Origin of the sequence: Ferrimonas sp., from assembly GCF_048263965.1 — a bacterium.
Lineage (GTDB): Bacteria > Pseudomonadota > Gammaproteobacteria > Enterobacterales > Shewanellaceae > Ferrimonas.
Window position 1 is genome coordinate 179,931 of the sequence record NZ_JBLXDO010000004.1, and the last position, 16,708, is coordinate 196,638.

At 60.3% G+C, this 16,708-nt stretch carries 14 protein-coding genes and 3 tRNA genes; 14 read left to right on the plus strand and 3 right to left on the minus strand.

All coding sequences use genetic code 11. The annotated features are described in order from the left end of the window. Window positions 1-478 precede the first annotated feature (478 nt). The 7 genes from metK (at window position 479) to gshB (ending at window position 6,663) form a co-directional block, all read left to right on the plus strand. On the plus strand, window positions 479-1,630 hold the full coding sequence (gene metK / locus ACN0RV_RS06245) for a methionine adenosyltransferase (protein ID WP_417346556.1): 1,152 nt from the start codon (window positions 479-481) through the stop codon (window positions 1,628-1,630). Window positions 1,631-1,746: 116 nt separating this feature from the next. Next, on the plus strand, window positions 1,747-2,886 hold the full coding sequence (locus tag ACN0RV_RS06250) for a hypothetical protein (protein WP_417346557.1): 1,140 nt from the start codon (window positions 1,747-1,749) through the stop codon (window positions 2,884-2,886). Window positions 2,887-2,901: 15 nt separating this feature from the next. Then, window positions 2,902-3,720, plus strand: a complete 819-nt coding sequence (locus tag ACN0RV_RS06255; protein ID WP_417346559.1) for an ion transporter — start codon at window positions 2,902-2,904, stop codon at window positions 3,718-3,720. After that, on the plus strand, window positions 3,717-4,211 hold the full coding sequence (locus ACN0RV_RS06260) for a SprT family zinc-dependent metalloprotease (protein WP_417346561.1): 495 nt from the start codon (window positions 3,717-3,719) through the stop codon (window positions 4,209-4,211). Before ACN0RV_RS06255 ends, ACN0RV_RS06260 begins: the two co-directional genes overlap by 4 nt. Before the next feature lie 35 nt (window positions 4,212-4,246). Beyond that, complete coding sequence (locus tag ACN0RV_RS06265; protein ID WP_417346563.1) at window positions 4,247-4,981, plus strand: endonuclease; 735 nt, start codon at window positions 4,247-4,249, stop codon at window positions 4,979-4,981. Further along, complete coding sequence (gene rsmE / locus ACN0RV_RS06270) at window positions 4,968-5,699, plus strand: 16S rRNA (uracil(1498)-N(3))-methyltransferase (RefSeq protein WP_417346565.1); 732 nt, start codon at window positions 4,968-4,970, stop codon at window positions 5,697-5,699. Before ACN0RV_RS06265 ends, rsmE begins: the two co-directional genes overlap by 14 nt. Before the next feature lie 13 nt (window positions 5,700-5,712). Next, on the plus strand, window positions 5,713-6,663 hold the full coding sequence (gene gshB, locus ACN0RV_RS06275) for a glutathione synthase (protein WP_417346566.1): 951 nt from the start codon (window positions 5,713-5,715) through the stop codon (window positions 6,661-6,663). Between the two features lie 68 nt (window positions 6,664-6,731). On the opposite strand, the gene ACN0RV_RS06280 is transcribed toward gshB, so the two are convergent. Then, window positions 6,732-9,188 (minus strand): putative bifunctional diguanylate cyclase/phosphodiesterase, encoded by a 2,457-nt coding sequence (locus ACN0RV_RS06280; RefSeq protein ID WP_417346568.1) that lies wholly within the window; start codon window positions 9,186-9,188, stop codon window positions 6,732-6,734. A gap of 221 nt (window positions 9,189-9,409) precedes the next feature. Between ACN0RV_RS06280 and ACN0RV_RS06285 the strand changes: the two genes are divergently transcribed. The 6 genes from ACN0RV_RS06285 (at window position 9,410) to ACN0RV_RS06310 (ending at window position 13,623) form a co-directional block, all read left to right on the plus strand. Beyond that, on the plus strand, window positions 9,410-10,423 hold the full coding sequence (locus ACN0RV_RS06285) for a methyltransferase (RefSeq protein ID WP_417346570.1): 1,014 nt from the start codon (window positions 9,410-9,412) through the stop codon (window positions 10,421-10,423). Window positions 10,424-10,766: 343 nt separating this feature from the next. Then, a tRNA-Leu gene (locus tag ACN0RV_RS06290) sits at window positions 10,767-10,853 on the plus strand. 22 nt (window positions 10,854-10,875) lie between these two features. Further along, window positions 10,876-10,962, plus strand: a tRNA-Leu gene (locus ACN0RV_RS06295). Window positions 10,963-11,021: 59 nt separating this feature from the next. After that, window positions 11,022-11,108, plus strand: a tRNA-Leu gene (locus ACN0RV_RS06300). A gap of 103 nt (window positions 11,109-11,211) precedes the next feature. Further along, window positions 11,212-12,885 (plus strand): DUF342 domain-containing protein, encoded by a 1,674-nt coding sequence (locus ACN0RV_RS06305; protein WP_417346572.1) that lies wholly within the window; start codon window positions 11,212-11,214, stop codon window positions 12,883-12,885. Window positions 12,886-13,017: 132 nt separating this feature from the next. After that, window positions 13,018-13,623 (plus strand): superinfection exclusion B family protein, encoded by a 606-nt coding sequence (locus ACN0RV_RS06310; protein ID WP_417346574.1) that lies wholly within the window; start codon window positions 13,018-13,020, stop codon window positions 13,621-13,623. Between the two features lie 14 nt (window positions 13,624-13,637). Here the strand turns inward: ACN0RV_RS06310 and ACN0RV_RS06315 are convergent, their stop codons facing one another. Both ACN0RV_RS06315 and ACN0RV_RS06320 read right to left on the minus strand, forming a co-directional pair. Next, window positions 13,638-14,402, minus strand: coding sequence for a TetR/AcrR family transcriptional regulator (locus ACN0RV_RS06315; RefSeq protein ID WP_417346576.1), 765 nt, complete (start codon window positions 14,400-14,402; stop codon window positions 13,638-13,640). A 638-nt stretch (window positions 14,403-15,040) separates the two neighbouring features. Next, the gene (locus tag ACN0RV_RS06320; protein WP_417346578.1) at window positions 15,041-15,526 is read right to left on the minus strand and encodes a hypothetical protein; all 486 of its coding nucleotides are present in this window, start codon (window positions 15,524-15,526) and stop codon (window positions 15,041-15,043) included. 132 nt (window positions 15,527-15,658) lie between these two features. On the opposite strand from ACN0RV_RS06320, the gene ACN0RV_RS06325 reads away from it, so the two are divergent. Next, entirely contained in the window at window positions 15,659-16,708 is a 1,050-nt protein-coding gene (locus ACN0RV_RS06325; protein WP_417346580.1) for an HlyD family secretion protein, read from the plus strand.

Genomic DNA, 16,708 nt, shown 5'->3' on the forward strand with positions numbered 1-16,708 from the left:
AGATCGAGGGTCGCGACCCGGACCAGATGGGTCCGAAAGGGGGGGATATCATCATAGTTGTGCTAAATCCTACCGGTTGCCGCTCCAACGTGAACTGTCACATCGGGCGGCTTATGCCACGAGAACCATAAAACCTCAGTTTGTTGAAATCTGTTTGGGGAGAATGCCCCATCCGAGCGCTTTATACCCCCTTTGTTAAATTTGCGCCAGAAAAAACGATGAAGAAAATTTGAACTTCAGAGAGACTCACCACAAATCAACCTGCTGACACCATATCGTTGCTGGCTGAACCCTGCTGTAACGCTCATTTCACGGCCTGGGTAAAAAAATACCCTCAACATCACTGGATTTTGGGTGGCAAATACATAAAATAGCCGTCTAGATGTAGATGCGTCCAACCAGTCGATTCCGAGCGATGTGTGCTTATCGGTTGAAATTCCGCATCTTTCCCCAGTTTCTAATGTGAGAGTTGATTGCCATGGCACGTCATCTGTTTACCTCTGAGTCCGTATCTGAAGGTCATCCCGATAAGATCGCCGACCAGATTTCCGACGCCGTTCTGGACGCCATCCTGGCCCAGGACCCCAAGGCTCGCGTAGCCTGCGAAACCTATGTAAAGACCGGTATGGTGATGGTAGGCGGTGAGATCACCACCTCCGCCTGGGTCGATATCGAAGAGATCACCCGTCAGACCGTGCGTGACATCGGCTACATCCACTCCGATATGGGCTTCGACGCCAACTCCTGTGCGGTACTGTCCGCCATCGGCAAACAGTCTCCCGACATCAACCAGGGTGTGGACAAGACCGATCCCCGTGAGCAGGGCGCCGGTGACCAGGGCCTGATGTTCGGCTACGCCAGCAACGAAACCGATGTGCTGATGCCTGCCCCCATCACCTACTCCCACCGTCTGGTGAAGCGTCAGGCTGAAGTGCGCAAGAACGGCACCCTGCCCTGGCTGCGCCCCGACGCCAAGTCCCAGGTGACCTTCGCCTACGAAAACGGCAAGGTATCCGGCATCGACGCCGTGGTTCTGTCCACCCAGCACTGTGACAGCGTCTCCACCGAAGACCTGCGCGAAGCGGTGATGGAAACCATCATCAAGCCTGTGCTGCCGACCGAGTGGATCAACAAGGACACCAAGTTCTTCATCAACCCAACCGGCCGTTTCGTTATCGGTGGCCCAATGGGTGACTGTGGCCTGACCGGTCGTAAGATCATCGTTGACACCTACGGCGGCATGGCCCGTCACGGTGGTGGCGCTTTCTCCGGTAAGGATCCCTCCAAGGTTGACCGTTCCGCGGCCTACGCTGCCCGCTACGTTGCCAAGAACATCGTGGCTGCCGGCCTGGCCGAGCGCTGCGAGATCCAGGTTTCCTACGCCATCGGTGTGGCCGAGCCGACCTCCATCAGCATCGAAACCTTCGGCACCGGCAAGCTGCCAGAAGAGAAGCTGATCGAGCTGGTACGCCGCCACTTCGACCTGCGCCCCTACGGCCTGATCGAAATGCTGAAGCTGGAGCGTGCCATCTACGCGCCTACCGCCGCCTACGGTCACTTCGGCCGCGTCGAGTTCCCCTGGGAGCAGACCGACAAGGCAGAGGCCCTGCGCGCCGACGCCGGCCTGTAAGCCAGGCGATTCCGCCAAGACCGAAGAGGTGCCCAAGGGCACCTCTTTTTGTATCCGGGTACCGAAGATCATCTGTGATACCCTGACTGCCAATAACCAGAGATAGGGAGATCCCGATGCGACACCTTGCCCTGCTGACCCTGTTCAGTCTGTCCCTGAATGCCGCTGTGCTGGACCCGGAGGAGCTGAGAGTGGCCCAGGTCGAAACCGACCTGCCCGAGTTGCTTACCCCCCTGGCCCCCATCAGCGACGGCGCCATCGACCACCACCGCAGCGCCGCCGATGAACAGCAGCACACCCAGGCGATGACCCTGTCAGGCAGCCGGCTGTGGCGCCACGCCGTGGCCCGGGTGCAATCCGGCGATCTGGATGACCGTCCCCTCTACTGGAACCGCCTGCTGGTGCGCCGGGAGATGAAGCAGCAGGCGGCGGGCTATCAACCGGCAGACTGGCAGCAGCAGGTCAGCATCGACGCCTTCGAGCGCGCCTCCCGCGGCATGAGCGACATCCGCTTCAACAAGGGCACGGACCTGAAGATCCTGGTCACCGGTTTCGACCCCTTCTTCCTCGACCGTCACCTGAACCAGTCCAACCCCTCAGGCCTGGCGGCCCTGGCCCTGGATGGCCAGGTATTGCACCTCAATGGCCGCTCCGCCCAGGTGGAGGCGGCGATGATCCCGGTGCGCTTCGAAGACTTCGACCAGGGGCTGATCGAATCTCTGCTTACCCCCTACCTCGAGGGCAACAAGGTGGACATGGTGGTCACCGTCTCCATGGGCCGCAGCGACTTCGATCTGGAGCGCTTCCCCGGCCTCAACCGCAGTGCCAAGGCGCCGGGCAACCGCAACATCTTCACCGGAGCCACCAAGGAGGCGCCCCTGGCCCCCAGGCTGATGGACTCCCCCCTGGCAGGGCCGGAATTTGTGGAGTTCTCTCTGCCGGTATCCGCCATGCAGCGGGCCAAAGGTCCTTGGAAAATCAACGATAATCATCAGGTGGCCACCCTGGAGAAAGGCGAATTTGAGGCCACTGGCCTGGATGAGCTGTCAGGGCAGACGTCGGTCTCCGGTTCCGGCGGCGGCTACCTCTCCAATGAGATCAGCTACCGCAGCATCCGCCTGGGCAACCTGCTGGAGGCCAAAGTGCCCACCGGCCATATCCATACCCCGAGAATCGCCCAGTACGAAGCGGACACCGAAGCGGCCATCGTCGCCCAGATCCGCGCCATGCTGACCCAGGCGATTGGCAGCCTCTGATAGAGCAGCAACACCATGAGTAACCCAAGTCTCAAAGAGCGGGTGTTCGACGTCATCTTCGGCACCGACACCGCAGCGGGCAAGGCCTTCGACCTCTTCCTGCTGGGGATGATTCTCCTCAGCGTGCTGGTGGTGATGCTCGACTCCATCGATGCCCTTCACAGCCAGTACGGTCGGCTGTTCTGGCACGCCGAGTGGGGTTTCACCCTGCTGTTTTCCGCCGAATACCTGGTGCGGCTGTGGGCCTCCCCCAAGCCCAGCCACTACGCCCGCAGCTTCTACGGCGTCATCGACCTGTTGGCGATCCTGCCCACCTATCTGCAGCTGTTGTTGCCGGGCACCCAGTACCTGCTGGTGCTCAGGCTGCTGCGGGTGATGCGGGTATTTCGCATCGTCAAGGCGATCCGCTACCTGGCAGAGGCCAACCTGCTGTGGCGATCCATCAAGGGCTCCCTGCGCAAGATCACCGTGTTCTTCACCTTCGTGCTGCTGCTGGCCTGCGTCATGGGCTCGGTGATGTATATCCTGGAGGGGCCGGTCCACGGCTTCACCAGCATCCCCAAGGGGATCTACTGGGCGATTGTCACCATCACCACTGTGGGCTACGGAGACATCAGTCCCCAAACCACCCTGGGGCAACTGGTGGCCTCGGTCACCATGATCCTCGGCTACTCGGTGCTGGCGGTGCCCACCGGCATCTTCACCGCCACCATCCATCAGGAGATGACCCTGCACCGGGACCTGCGCCGCTGTGAAAACTGCGACCGCTCCGGCCACGACCAGGACGCCCGCTTCTGCAACCACTGTGGCACCGAGCTGGAGGAGCAGGTGTGACCGGGCTGCAACAGGCCCTGGCAGAAAGGGTAGAGGCCTGCTACCTCACCGCCGAACAGCGTCTGGGCCAGACCTTCCCCAGGCCCCAGATCAGCCTGAAGCTGCGAGGACAGAGCGCCGGTGCCGCCCACCTTCAGGAGAACCGTCTGCGCTTCAATCCGGTGCTGCTGGCGGAGAACCCGGACGCTTTCCTGGCAGAGGTGGTGCCCCACGAGGTGGCCCACCTGCTCGCCTGGCAACTGCACGGCAGGGTCCGCCCCCATGGCCCCGAATGGCAGGCCCTGATGAGCCGGGTGTTTGACTGCCCACCCAGGGCCCGCCACAGCTTCGACATCAGCTCCGTCGCCCCGGCCACCTATCCCTATCGCTGCGGCTGTCAGGAGCATGCCCTGACGGTACGCCGTCACAACAAGGTGCGCCGTGGTCAGGCACGCTACCTGTGTCGCCTGTGCAATCAGCCCCTGATCCCGGACACCCCCACCAGTCAATGAAATCAGTTTGAGTTAGCTCCGGTCGGCAGTACCCTATGCCGGCACAGGTTCTACGACTCAATAAAATGAAATCATTACTGTTTTTGCTTTTGGCCACCGCGTCTGTCGCGGCAGCCCCCACCAGTTTCAACGCCGCCAAGCGGCAGCTGGTCTCGGTCTACGACCACCTTCCCGGTGCCACCACCTTCTACTGCGGCTGCGATTACCACAAGGAGGGAAAAAAACTGTTACCGGATCTGCAAAGCTGCGGCTACCAGGTTCGAAAACAGAAAACCCGCGCCGGCCGCATCGAATGGGAGCACGTGATGCCCGCCTGGGCCTTTGGTCACCAGTTGCAGTGCTGGCAAGAGGGCGGTCGCAAAAATTGTCGAAAAGACAAAAGATTCAAGGCGATGGAGGCGGATATGCACAATCTGGTGCCCGCCTTGGGGGAGGTCAACGGTGACCGGGCCAACTACCGCTTTACCGACATGGGACAGACCCCCTTCCAGTACGGTCATTGCCAGATGGTGGTGGACTTCAAGGGACGCAAAGCCCAGCCTCCGGAGCGTGCCCGCGGTGCCATCGCCCGCACCTACCTCTATATGCAGGAGCAATATCGGGTTAAGCTATCGGGATCTCAACTCAAGCTGATGCAAAGCTGGGACAGGCTCTATCCGGTCACCGCCCTGGAGTGCGAACGCCACCGCCTGGTCAGTCAGCAGCAGGGGTGGCCTAACCCCCACCTGGTTCAGCAATGCCAACAATTGGAAGCCAATGAGAATCCCTAGAATCTATCAACCCGGCCCCCTGGTCCCAGGCAATCTGGTGGCACTGGATGAGGACGGGGCCAACCACGTCGGTCGGGTGCTGCGGATGCAGTCCGGCCAGGCCCTGGAGCTGTTTAACGGCGATGGCCACACCTACCCCGCCGAAATCACCGCCGCCAGCAAGAAGCAGGTGGAGATCAAGGTGCTGGAGCAACTGGCCGATGACCGTGAGTCCCCGCTGAATCTGCACCTGGGACAGGTGATCTCCCGCGGCGAGAAGATGGAGTTCACCATCCAGAAATCGGTGGAGCTTGGGGTGAACACCATCACCCCGTTGTGGTCAGAACGCTGCGGCGTAAAACTCCAGGGGGACCGCCTGGACAAGAAGCTGGCTCAGTGGCAGAAGATTGTCATCAGCGCCTGCGAACAGTGTGGCCGCAACACCATCCCGGTGGTACGGCCGGTGATGAAGCTGCAGGAGTGGCTGGCAGAGGAAACCTCGGCCACCAAACTCAACCTGCACCCCAGGGCGGATTACAGCATCCAGACCCTGCCCTCCCCCATGGAGCGAGCCAGGCTGCTGATCGGCCCCGAAGGGGGACTGAGCGCGGAAGAGATTGAATCCGCCCGCCAGCACCAGTTTACCGACATTCTACTCGGCCCCAGGGTACTGCGGACGGAAACCGCCGCCCTGACCGCCATTACCGCCCTGCAGACCCGCTTCGGCGACCTGGGCTAGAAAGGAGCACAGCGTGATCAAACTCGGCATAGTGATGGACCCCATCGCGGAGATTAACCTGAAGAAGGACAGCAGCTTTGCCATGCTGATGGCGGCCCAGGAGCGGGGCTACGAACTGCACTACATGGAGATGGCGGACCTGTATCTGGATCAGGGGGAAGCCCTGGCCAGCATGCGCCCGCTGACCGTACGCAATGAGCAGGGCAACCACTTCTCCCTTGGGGAAGCGGCAGAGCGGCCCCTGGCTGATCTGGACGTAATCCTGATGCGCAAGGATCCCCCGTTCGACACCGAATACATCTACGCCACCTACATGCTGGAGCGGGCTGAAGAGCAGGGCACCCTGATCGTCAACAAACCCTCCAGCCTGCGGGACTGCAACGAGAAGCTGTTTACCGCCTGGTTCAGCGAGTTCACCGCCGACACCCTGGTGACCCGCAGCGCCGAGCGCATCCGCCGCTTCCACGCCAAACACCAGGACATCATCATCAAGCCTCTGGATGGCATGGGGGGGGCGTCCATCTTCCGCATCAAGCCGGAGGGGGACAACATGGGGGTGATCATCGAGACCCTCACCGCCCACGGCAGCAGCTACACCATGGTGCAGAACTACCTGCCCCAGATTAAGGATGGCGATAAGCGTATCCTGATCATCGACGGCGAACCTATGCCCTACTGCCTGGCCCGCATTCCCCAGGGCGGTGAGACCCGGGGTAACCTGGCCGCCGGCGGCCGTGGCGAAGCCCGCCCCCTCTCCGACAGCGACTGGGCCATCGCCCGGGCCATCGGCCCCGAGCTCAAGCGTCGCGGCCTGATCTTCGTCGGCCTGGATGTGATTGGCGACAAGGTCACCGAGATCAACGTCACCAGCCCAACCTGCATCCGCGAAATCGAAGCGGCGTTCGAGGTGGACATCACCGGCCAGCTGTTCGATGCCATCGAGGCTCGCCTGGCCCAGCGCTAAGCGGCTATAACATGTAAAAGCCCCGGTAAACCGGGGCTTTTCTTTTGGTCGACTTTGGCCTGTCAGACTCAATTACGACTGCCGCTCAGGGGGTGGAACACCGCCTGCAGGGACTCGATGCGCTGCCACTCCAGGGTGTTGCCCAACTGGCGAATCAGCTCCACCACCTGTTGCTCATCCAGGGCCGGCGAGAACAGGTAGCCCTGGGCATGATCACAGCCCGCCTTGAGCAGGTACTGCAACTGGTCATGGCTCTCCACCCCTTCGGCGATCACCGAGCGGCGCAGGTTGTGGGCCAGATCGATCACCGAGCTGACGATATTGCGGTCCACATCCGAACTGTCCAGATCCCGCACGAAACTGCCATCGATCTTCAACACATCAAAGGGCAGCTGCTTCAGGTAGCTCAGTGAGGAGTAGCCGGTACCAAAATCGTCGATGCCGATGCGCACCCCCATCCCCTTGAGCCGTTCCATGGTGGTCATCGCCTGCTCCAGGTTCTTGATCAGGCTCTCCTCGGTGAGCTCCAGAAGCAGACGGTTTGGCGCCACCTGCAGCTCCTGCAGCAGGGTCTCGATGCGGTGCCCCAGGCTGGCGTGCAGGTATTGATGGGGCGAGAGGTTCACCGCGATGTAGAAGTCCCTATTGCCGGAGAGCTTGGTCAGCTTCAGCAACAGGTTCATGCTGCGCTTGAGCACCCAGTCGCTCAGGGCCAGAATCTCGCTGCTCCCCTCCAGATCCTTCATAAACTCCGACGGCATCAGCAGACCGCGGCTGGGGTGATACCAGCGCACCAGAGACTCAAACCCCACCACCCTCTGCTCACGGATGGAGAGGATGGGCTGCAAACTGATGGCAATCTGCCCCTCCTCCAGGGCCAGCCTCAGGTCCGCCTCCAGCATCAGCTTGCGGCTGGCCAGCTCCAGCATCTGATCGTCGAACACCCGGTAGTTGGAGCGCCCCGCCTGCTTGGCCTGATACATGGCCAGGTCCGCCCGCTTCAGCAGCTCCTCCGGCCGCTCCATGGGGTTGTCACAGAACACCACGCCGATGCTGGTGGTGACGATCAGGGTGTGGCGCCCCAGTTGCACCGGCTGCTGCAGGGAAACGAAGATCTGGTGGATGATCCTGTGGATGTTGGCCCCCTCTCCCAGGCCACGGATAATCACCGTGAATTCATCACCGCCCAGGCGACAGACCGTATCCATGGAACGCACACTCTTCTTCAGGCGGTTGGCCACGGTCTTCAGCAGCTCATCCCCCACATCGTGACCCAGGGTATCGTTGATGCGCTTGAACTCATCCAGATCCAGGAACAGCAGGGCGATCTTCTCATCGGTCCGGCCCAGGCTGCTGAGTGACTTGCTCAGCTCATGGTGCATCATGGTTCGGTTTGGCAGACCGGTGAGGGTATCCATCATCGCCAACCGCTCCAGCTCATGGGTGTACCTGTCCACCTCCTCATGCAGCTTCTCCAGCTGGGTGGCGGTCTCGCCCACCGCCTGCTCCAGGCGGTCCACCTCATCGCTGAAGCCCGCACCTCCGGTGGCCAGCCGCTCCCTGAACCTCTTGTAATCACGATTGGGCAACAGAGGCAGCAGTTTCTGCAGCGCCTGGACCCGCTTCAGTGGACGCCAGAACAGCCAGCCGCCAAGCAGTGCCGCCGCCAGCACACAGAGCAGCATCAGGCCCGCCATATCCCTCAGGTAGGATTGCAGTCCCAGCTCCAGGTCACTGACATCGCTGAACAGCAGCAGCTGGTGGCCGCCGTCAATGGGCCATCGGGACAGGCTCCAGTGGCGCCCCCCCAGCTCCACCAAGCGGGGGCTGTCGGACAGCTGCTCAAGCGTCACCAGGGAGGCGGCACCGCTGAGCACCGGATAGTTACTCTCCCTGTGGGTCAGGCTGAGAATGGGGCGACCCCATGGATTGAGGCTGCTCTCCTGAGGCGGCCCCAGGATCGCCAATTCGATATCGTGATGGTCAGCCAGGATTTCGGGGATTCGCTCCAGGGGAGTGGAGAGCACCAGAATGTGCAGCTTCCCCTGAATGGGAACGGGCATGGCCACCTCGAGGATGCAGCCGGGCCGACAGCGGGCTCGACTCAGCCGCTGATCTCTGGATTCCAGGGCATCCAGCCATTTGTCCCCGGGCAGAGGATAGCCCCCCAGAGACAGCAGATTCTCACCCTGAATATTGTGAAGGTGCATACCGGACAGGTGCCACAGGCCACGCAGTTCACGCCACTGTGCCCTGAGTCCTGGGAGGGGATCCGAGTGCTGAGCCAGCCTCTGTTCCAGCTCGCGCCCCACAGACACCAGCTGCCCAATCAGCATCTCCCGGGTCTGGTGATAATCCCTTTGGAGAAACTCCGCCTGCTGCGCCAATACCAGCTGCCGCTGCTGACCGAAATGACGCAGGGCCAACTGCCCCAGCAACAGAGTCAGCAGGGTCATAATGACAGCCAGCACCAGCAGAAACTTCCAGCGCAGACTGATAAAGGGAAGGGCCTTAGAACGGCTCATCGTCTCTCCTGAAGGACAGCGGGCCGCCCCCCGGTGAGCAGGGCAATCAGCCGCGAATCCATTACTGCACCTGCTCCGAAGAACATCCTATGAAACTTAGTGTAGAACAGGGATCAGCCACATCCGGAACGGACTGAAAAATTTGTTGAACTTCCGCAACTACAGGCAAGGCCCCATCACAGTGCTATACTGGCGCCCCTTTTTACTCGGCCCTGAGCACCATGACCCTGACCAACCCAAGCCGCCTGATAGAGAAGTACGCCGACGAACTCGGACCGCGCCTGCTGATTTTGAATCCCATGGCAGATGGCCTGATTCCTCAGTTGCAGCGGCAGGGAATGACGGTGACCGCCCTGACCCACGACTACCTGGTCCACCGCCACCTGAAGGAGCTCCAGGTCGGCGATCTCCATTTCGGCTGCGACCTGACCACAGACCTGCCTGAGGTGGACGCCGCCATCATGGTGCTGCCCGGCGCCAAGGCCCTGGCCACTCACCTGTTGCAGTGGCTGGCGGCCCGCTTGCCTGAAGGCACCCCCTGTTTCCTGGTTGGCGACAACAAGGGGGGGATCAAGAGCGCCCCCAAGCTGATGAAGGCCCATTTCGATCCTGTCAGCAAGTACGCCACCGGTGCCCACTGCCAGATGCTGATGGGCATCAGTCGGTCCGCGGCCCAGCCTGAATTGACCGCCACTGCGGCCTACCGGGCCGGGGATCCCGCCGTCGAGGTGTGCGCCCTGCCCGGAGTATTCAGCCAGGGCGAACTGGATGCAGGCACCGCCCTGCTGCTCGAACACCTGCCGGAGCTGAAGGGCCGGATTCTGGATTTTGGTTGTGGCGCCGGCATCATCGGCACCGCCATCAAGGCCAGGGCCCCCCAGACTCAGGTGGAGATGGTGGACATCAACGCCTTCGCCCTGACCTGCAGCCAGGCCACCCTGGCCGCCAACGGCCTGGAGGCAAGAGTCTACCCCTCCGACGGATTCAGTGATGTGGAGGGGGAGTTTGATCTGATCATCTCCAACCCGCCCTTCCATCACGCGGGCAAACAGACCTTTGCCACCGCCGAGGCCTTCATTGCCGGTGCCCGCAAACACCTGAAGCCCGGTGGGCAACTGCTGTTTGTGGCCAATCACCACCTGCCCTACGGCGACGCCCTGGAAAAGGCCTTCGGCAGGGTCAACATCGCCGCACAGGATAAAAAGTTCAAAATCTACTCTGACCATAGGACGTGATAACCCTTGCTGTGTGGCTTTGCGCCAACCTGCAACGCTGCCTGCATCAGGATATTGGCGCTCCCCTCAATGAGTGAGTAACACGTAACAGGCGGCGCCCTTCGGGGCCGGGGATGACGACAACCACTCGGCGTCGCTCGATCTTGATTTAGACCCACTAGACCCGCACTCGAACTCCTTGATTGGTTGCCGTCATCCCCGGCCAAACTCCAAACAGCAAGGATCACCACGCCCTGGCGTTTCAGATTAAAATTTGCTCGAACGAAAAACTAATTGGATAATGGTGTTGACGGGGCGCGGAATCTCTCTATAATGCGCCCCCGTACCGATGAGGAAATGCAGAGCAGAAGTGGCGGAATTGGTAGACGCGCTAGCTTCAGGTGCTAGTGTCCGCAAGGACGTGAGAGTTCAAGTCTCTCCTTCTGCACCACTCATCGATACCACGGCTAAATGCAGAAGTGGCGGAATTGGTAGACGCGCTAGCTTCAGGTGCTAGTGTCCGTTAGGACGTGAGAGTTCAAGTCTCTCTTTCTGCACCATTCTCTTTTGAGATGGTAAGCCGACAAAAAATAAGACCTGAATCGATTATTCGATATTTGCAGAAGTGGCGGAATTGGTAGACGCGCTAGCTTCAGGTGCTAGTGTCCGTTAGGACGTGAGAGTTCAAGTCTCTCCTTCTGCACCAAATTTTTGAGCCCTGACCCATGGTCGGGGCTTTTTGCTATTCCCCATTGTCAACAATCCGGTATACTCGCTGAACTCGCCTAATTAGCAAAAGTAATGGCGCAATGATAGGACCGGACCTCCTCTTTTTCGACGAAGAACACCAGACCCTCTGTGTGGATCTCACCCCAGAAAAGCATGCCCTAGTGGAACTGGGCCAGCTTAAGTCTCTGGTGGACGACTCTCCCTATCGCCAGTGCGCCTTCCTCGACAACGACGTCCGCAAGGCTCTGCAGTTGTTGAAGCATCAGGCCAAGGGCGCCAACAAGGCTCAGGTACAGCGAATCCCACTGGCGATGAAGCTGGATGGAGAGTGCAAGCTCAACCTCTCCACCGACAAGATGGAGGTAACGGCCACCCTGACCTCACCCCAGGGTGGTCGCCGTATCGGCTTTAAGGAGCTGGTACAGGAGCTCCAGACACTTGCCATCCAGAACGGTCTGCTGAAAAACGCCATCAACACCCTGTTGCAGCAGGCGGAGTCCGCCTCTCCCGGGGAGAGCATCAGTGCCACCATCGCCAAGGGTAAACCCGCCCAGAATGGCCGGGATGCCCAGTTGGAACGCCTGGTCAAACTCAATCGAGAAAGGCTGATGGCCCCTAAGATCCTCGACAACGGCAAGGTGGACATGCGCGACCTTGGCGAGATTGTCACCGTCCAGGCTGGCGACGAGGTGATGCGCAAACACGACGCCGAGCCCGGTGTCGACGGCTACAACGTTATCGGTGAGGTGCTCAAGGCCAAACCCGGCAAGGACCGCAAACTGAAGGCGGGTAAGGGCACCACCACCGCCGACAACGATCCCAACCTGTTATTGGCCAGCTCCGACGGCCAGCCCAAAGAGACCAAGGATGGGCTGGAGATAGTCGAGGTCCTGACCCTGAAAGACGTCAATGTCGGTACCGGCCACATCAACTACCACGGCAACGTCGTCATCAACGGCAACGTGGATGAGGAGATGCGGGTTCAGGCCGGCGGCGACATTACAGTCAATGGTTTTGTGGATGGAGAACTGCTTAAAGCGGGCGGAGACATCGTCGTGGGTAAGGGGGTAATCGGTCGCCTTGTCGACAACAGCAAACTGAGCACCTCCCTGGAGGCCGAAGGCGAGATCCACCTGGCCTTCGCCCAGTACGCCCACCTCAAGGCGGGCGGCGACATCCTGGTCCAGACCCAACTGGTTCATTGCCAGTCCCACAGTGGCAATAACCTTACCGTCGGGGTACCCAACGGCAAGAAGGGCGACATCGTCGGCGGCCTGACTCAGGTGACCTATTCGGTGAACTGCATCAACCTGGGCTCCCGTGCCGCCACTCAGAGCCGCATTCGGGCAGGCCTCGGGGTACAGCACCTGCGTGCCATGGCCAAGGAGTATCACCAGAAAGAGCAGTCTCTGCTGGCCCAAAGCTATAAGCTGCGCCAGGCGGTCAACAAGGCCTCCATGGCCAAGGATAAGAGCGACGAGGAGCGCAAGAGGCTGGTGGCCCAGTTCACCCAGGCACAGCAGCAGAACAGTGCCAGGCTTGCCGAAGCCCAACTGCTGCTGTCGGAAACCGACCAGAAGCTGGCCAGCTTCTTCAATCGGGTCGCCGTCAGTATCAGCCACAGTCTCTATCCCCAGGTGGAGGTGGAGATTGGCACCCAGCACCTCACCAGTGCCAGGGAGTATGGCCCCAGCAAGGTATTCAACGACGGCAACACCATTCAGGTCGAGCCCCTGGTTAACCCCAACAACTAGAGGTCGTTGATCTTTCTCGACCTTTTTACTAGGTGCGGCGCGCCAGACTCTAGCCTGTAAGCTGGCACCCCTTTTGCTTCACAATGGGGAATGCCCGTATCCGCCAATTTTTCGACGCGAGGACTCACCACCATGGGAAGTCAGGATTCTCAGATCCATACCCTGACCAACGCCCCTCTCTACAAACTGGCGCTGTGGCTCCTGGTCACCAGCCTGGCCCTGCTGTGGCTGCCGGTTAAGTGGGCCCAGTCTCTCTACCTGCAACAGTGGGTAACCGACTACGCCTCCTGGTTGGGTCTGGCGGTGGTGGCCAGCTGCGCCTATCTGGCCACTCTGGCCGGACGCCTGATCTTCGGCCGCATCATGCAGCAGCGACTTGCCGCCCAGCAGAAGCTGCTGATGGAGGAGAAGGTGCAGACCCTGGACAATACCGAGCGGGCCATCTTACGTGAATTTATCCTGCAGGCTCGCGGAAGCGTGCCCATGCCTTTGAATCACCATGGCGTCAGTGCCCTGGTGGAGTCAGGCATCCTCGCCCGTGCGGGTTCAGTAGAAGAGTACGCAATTGAAGGGCCGGTGGCACCGCTGAAGATCACCGCCATGGCCAGGGGGAAACTGACTCGGAAGGTACTGAGGCTGCCCGAGGGGCAGCTCAGCGAAGAGCAGAGAGAGCGGCTGCTGGCCAGTCGACCCGAATTCGCGGCCAATCTGACCCGAGGCAGCCGCCACGCTGCCTAAGGGGCTGTCATAACCTAGAACACAGCAGAGAGGTCGTGCTCCTGCTCGAGAGCAATCAGTTGCTCTTCCACCGCCTTGATCACCCGGTCGCGGGATTCAGGGGTCAGACCCACCCGCCAGTTCAGGGTCCCGGTGATCAGTGCCAGGCTGTCATACAGCTTTTGGATCTGATTGAAATTCAGATTCTGGGCGATCATCGGATTGTTGATCATGGTCGTCGCACCACGCTGGCACGCCACCATGGTGGCATGGGCCACCTCGATCTCCTGATCATCGGACACCAGCTGCCCTTCAATACGCGCCGCTTCCACGACCCGCTTGGCAGTAGAACAGGCCTGATCCACAAACATCTGCATCTCCTGCAGACGGTAGTCACTCACCTTATCCACGATCCCCTCGGCACCGGCCAGGGCGTTAAAGCCCAGAGACCAACTGGTGTGGGCCACGGCCATGGCACCATAGAGGTGCATCGCCAGCCAGCGCTCGGCGTGGTTGAGGTCCGCATTCATCAGCTCAGGCTGACGTTCGGTCAACAGCTCCACATGCTTGGCGAAGATGGCGACCAGCAGATCCTCTTTACAGTTAAAGTGCTTATACAGCGTCCCTGCACTGCACCCAGCACGGGGTGCCAACTCGGAGAAGCGGAAAGAGACAATACCCTGCTCCTTCACCAGACTCTCCCCCAATCGCAACAGTGCCTGGTCCCGTTGGCGGAAACGGGCGTGCACCGGCGAAGCCCAATGGCTAGAATTGAGCCCGGACTTAGCTTCCTGCTCCATATCAATGAACTCCTTAAAACGCAAATCTGGACCCACTGTACGCCTGAAAATCACGCTCGAATGTTAGCTACGCCACGTTTAATGAAAGCCAAAAACAAAAAGTTTGAGCGTTAGCACGTTAACTTTAAAAATTCAGACATAATCGACCTCCTGCCCTGGAGCCCCGATCTCATGGTGATCGCCCAATTTGGCACACTGAATGCCAATTACTGCAAATCTGCCTTACACCGATAACAGCAAATCCCGCCCCAATGGGGTTCAACGCCCCATTCTGGCGCAGAGTCAACAGTGACTGAAATCACTTCGGGTCAATCAAGCAGGGATCCCACGAAGGATTAAAATAGCACGCCACTTATTTAATTAACATATTTCTCAGGACGTTAACCCAGTGAGATTTTTAATTAATTCCCTACCTCATATTCATCCAGACAATTTATTCCACCTTTCCGTTTAGTCAATTAGACGTTTTGATTACTGGGTCATAAATAGCGGTAATTGGAATGACCCATCTCCGTCACAGCCGCCCGACGCAACTGTGTGGAAACCGTGATGCCTCCGTGAACACCTGTTGAGAGCAGCTTCCCGTGTTGGCATCACTCAATCAGATGGCATTTAAACCCCAGGCTTGCAAAAAATGTTCAGGGGCACCATCCCAGGCTGCCTGCAGGGCGGGCCAGCCCCTCTGATTCCAGCCTCTGCAGCAGCGGCTGGCCATCCAGGGTGACATCCGCCACCATCCCCTGTTCGGTGAGGGCCATCCCCTCCAGGGTCATCACCTGTCCCGCCAGGCGCTCATTGAGAAACACCACCAGGGCCCGGGCCAGATTGCGCTCCAGGGGGCAACGCCCCGACACCGAGGGCAGCCTCATCCCCCGGGGGGTAAGCAGCACCTGAGGCTCGATGCCTGCGGGGCGCGCCGCCAGGGCGATCCAGAGTTTGTCGCCCTCCATCCCCAGCACCTGCTCCACCCTGGCCTGATCCGAAGCAAGAGCCGGCAGAGGCAGTTCCGACGGCGGTGGACTCGACGCTGCTTCGGCCGGGGCTCGGACATGGTCAACCTGGCCCTGCAGCCCAACACAGCCCGCCAGAGCCAGTATCAACAGCAACGCCGTTTTGCGCGCCATGGCACTCTCCTTGAAATTGCACCTCTTCCGCCAAGATAACCAATTCCCCACAGCGGTGCCTCAGAAAACGTTTTTTTCACGCCCCGGTGGGTATGCTATGCTGCAACCAATATTGTTGCAGGTGAAACAAAAATGAGTCAAACCCCATACCAGTGGAGCCTCTACCTGGTGCTCAGCCTTACCCTGGGATTCGCCTTGTTCCTAATGGGCAGCGACACCCAGGCGCCCTTTACCACCCAGGCCGAGCTGCATCGCAGCGTCGCCAACATCGCCCCGGAGGTCTCCGGTAACCTGATCGCCGTTGAGGTGCGCAATGGCCAAAAGGTGTCCGCCGGCAGCCACCTGATGACCCTGGACGACCGCAGCTATCAGCTGGCGGTGACCCAGGCCCAGGCGGATCTCAAGCAAGCCCAACAGGATCACCTGGCCCGTCAGCAGGAGCTGGAGGTGGCACGCCTGACCCTGGCGCAGAAGCGTCAGCAGGCCAACAATGATCAGCTTCGTCTTGAGCGCCACCAGACCCTGGTCAAGCGCGGCCTGGTGACCCAGGAGCAACTGGATGACTCGGTGAACGCCGCCACCATCGCCGACGCGGCGGTGGCCGCCGCCATGGCTGAAGTCCACCGGCTTCAGGCCCAGCTGTCGGAGCAGGATGGGGACGCCGCCATCCTGCTGGCTCAGGCCAAACTGTCCAAGGCGGAGCTGGATCTGCAGCGCACCCGCATCCTCTCCCCCACCGAGGGCCGGGTCACCAACCTGCAACTCAGTGAGGGCAGCTACCTCAGCGCTGGCACCCCGGTGATCTTCCTGGTGGACGGCCAGCGCCCCTGGGTCTACGCCGACTTCAACGAAAAGGGCGGCCGTTACCTCCAGCCGGGCCAAGCCGTGTGGGTGGTGTTCGACGCCCTGCCGGGACACCGCTTCCAAGGCGAGATCATCAACCGGGATCAGGCGGTGTACGACGCCTCCAGCGATACCGCCGGCCTGGCAGATGTCACCAACGACAACCGCTGGATCCGCGAACAGCAGAAGGTGCGCACCCGCATCCGGGTGGCGGATCTGGATCCCGCCCTGATCTCCGGTGCCAAGGCCAGCGTCATGGTGCGCCGGGACGACAGCCTCTGGGGGCAGGTGGCGGGCGCCTGGATGGATGTGATCGCCCTGTTCCGCTACATCTACTGA

What these genes read in the sequence shown, in the direction of transcription:
- ACN0RV_RS06285 (WP_417346570.1), top strand. Translation starts at nt 9,410, where the DNA reads ATGACCCTGACCAACCCAAGCCGCCTGATAGAGAAGTACGCCGACGAA.
- ACN0RV_RS06265 (WP_417346563.1), top strand. Translation starts at nt 4,247, where the DNA reads ATGCCGGCACAGGTTCTACGACTCAATAAAATGAAATCATTACTGTTT.
- ACN0RV_RS06250 (WP_417346557.1), top strand. Translation starts at nt 1,747, where the DNA reads ATGCGACACCTTGCCCTGCTGACCCTGTTCAGTCTGTCCCTGAATGCC.
- ACN0RV_RS06320 (WP_417346578.1), bottom strand. Translation starts at nt 15,526, where the DNA reads ATGGCGCGCAAAACGGCGTTGCTGTTGATACTGGCTCTGGCGGGCTGT.
- ACN0RV_RS06255 (WP_417346559.1), top strand. Translation starts at nt 2,902, where the DNA reads ATGAGTAACCCAAGTCTCAAAGAGCGGGTGTTCGACGTCATCTTCGGC.
- ACN0RV_RS06325 (WP_417346580.1), top strand. Translation starts at nt 15,659, where the DNA reads ATGAGTCAAACCCCATACCAGTGGAGCCTCTACCTGGTGCTCAGCCTT.
- metK (WP_417346556.1), top strand. Translation starts at nt 479, where the DNA reads ATGGCACGTCATCTGTTTACCTCTGAGTCCGTATCTGAAGGTCATCCC.
- rsmE (WP_417346565.1), top strand. Translation starts at nt 4,968, where the DNA reads ATGAGAATCCCTAGAATCTATCAACCCGGCCCCCTGGTCCCAGGCAAT.
- ACN0RV_RS06310 (WP_417346574.1), top strand. Translation starts at nt 13,018, where the DNA reads ATGGGAAGTCAGGATTCTCAGATCCATACCCTGACCAACGCCCCTCTC.
- ACN0RV_RS06305 (WP_417346572.1), top strand. Translation starts at nt 11,212, where the DNA reads ATGATAGGACCGGACCTCCTCTTTTTCGACGAAGAACACCAGACCCTC.
- ACN0RV_RS06280 (WP_417346568.1), bottom strand. Translation starts at nt 9,188, where the DNA reads ATGAGCCGTTCTAAGGCCCTTCCCTTTATCAGTCTGCGCTGGAAGTTT.
- ACN0RV_RS06315 (WP_417346576.1), bottom strand. Translation starts at nt 14,402, where the DNA reads ATGGAGCAGGAAGCTAAGTCCGGGCTCAATTCTAGCCATTGGGCTTCG.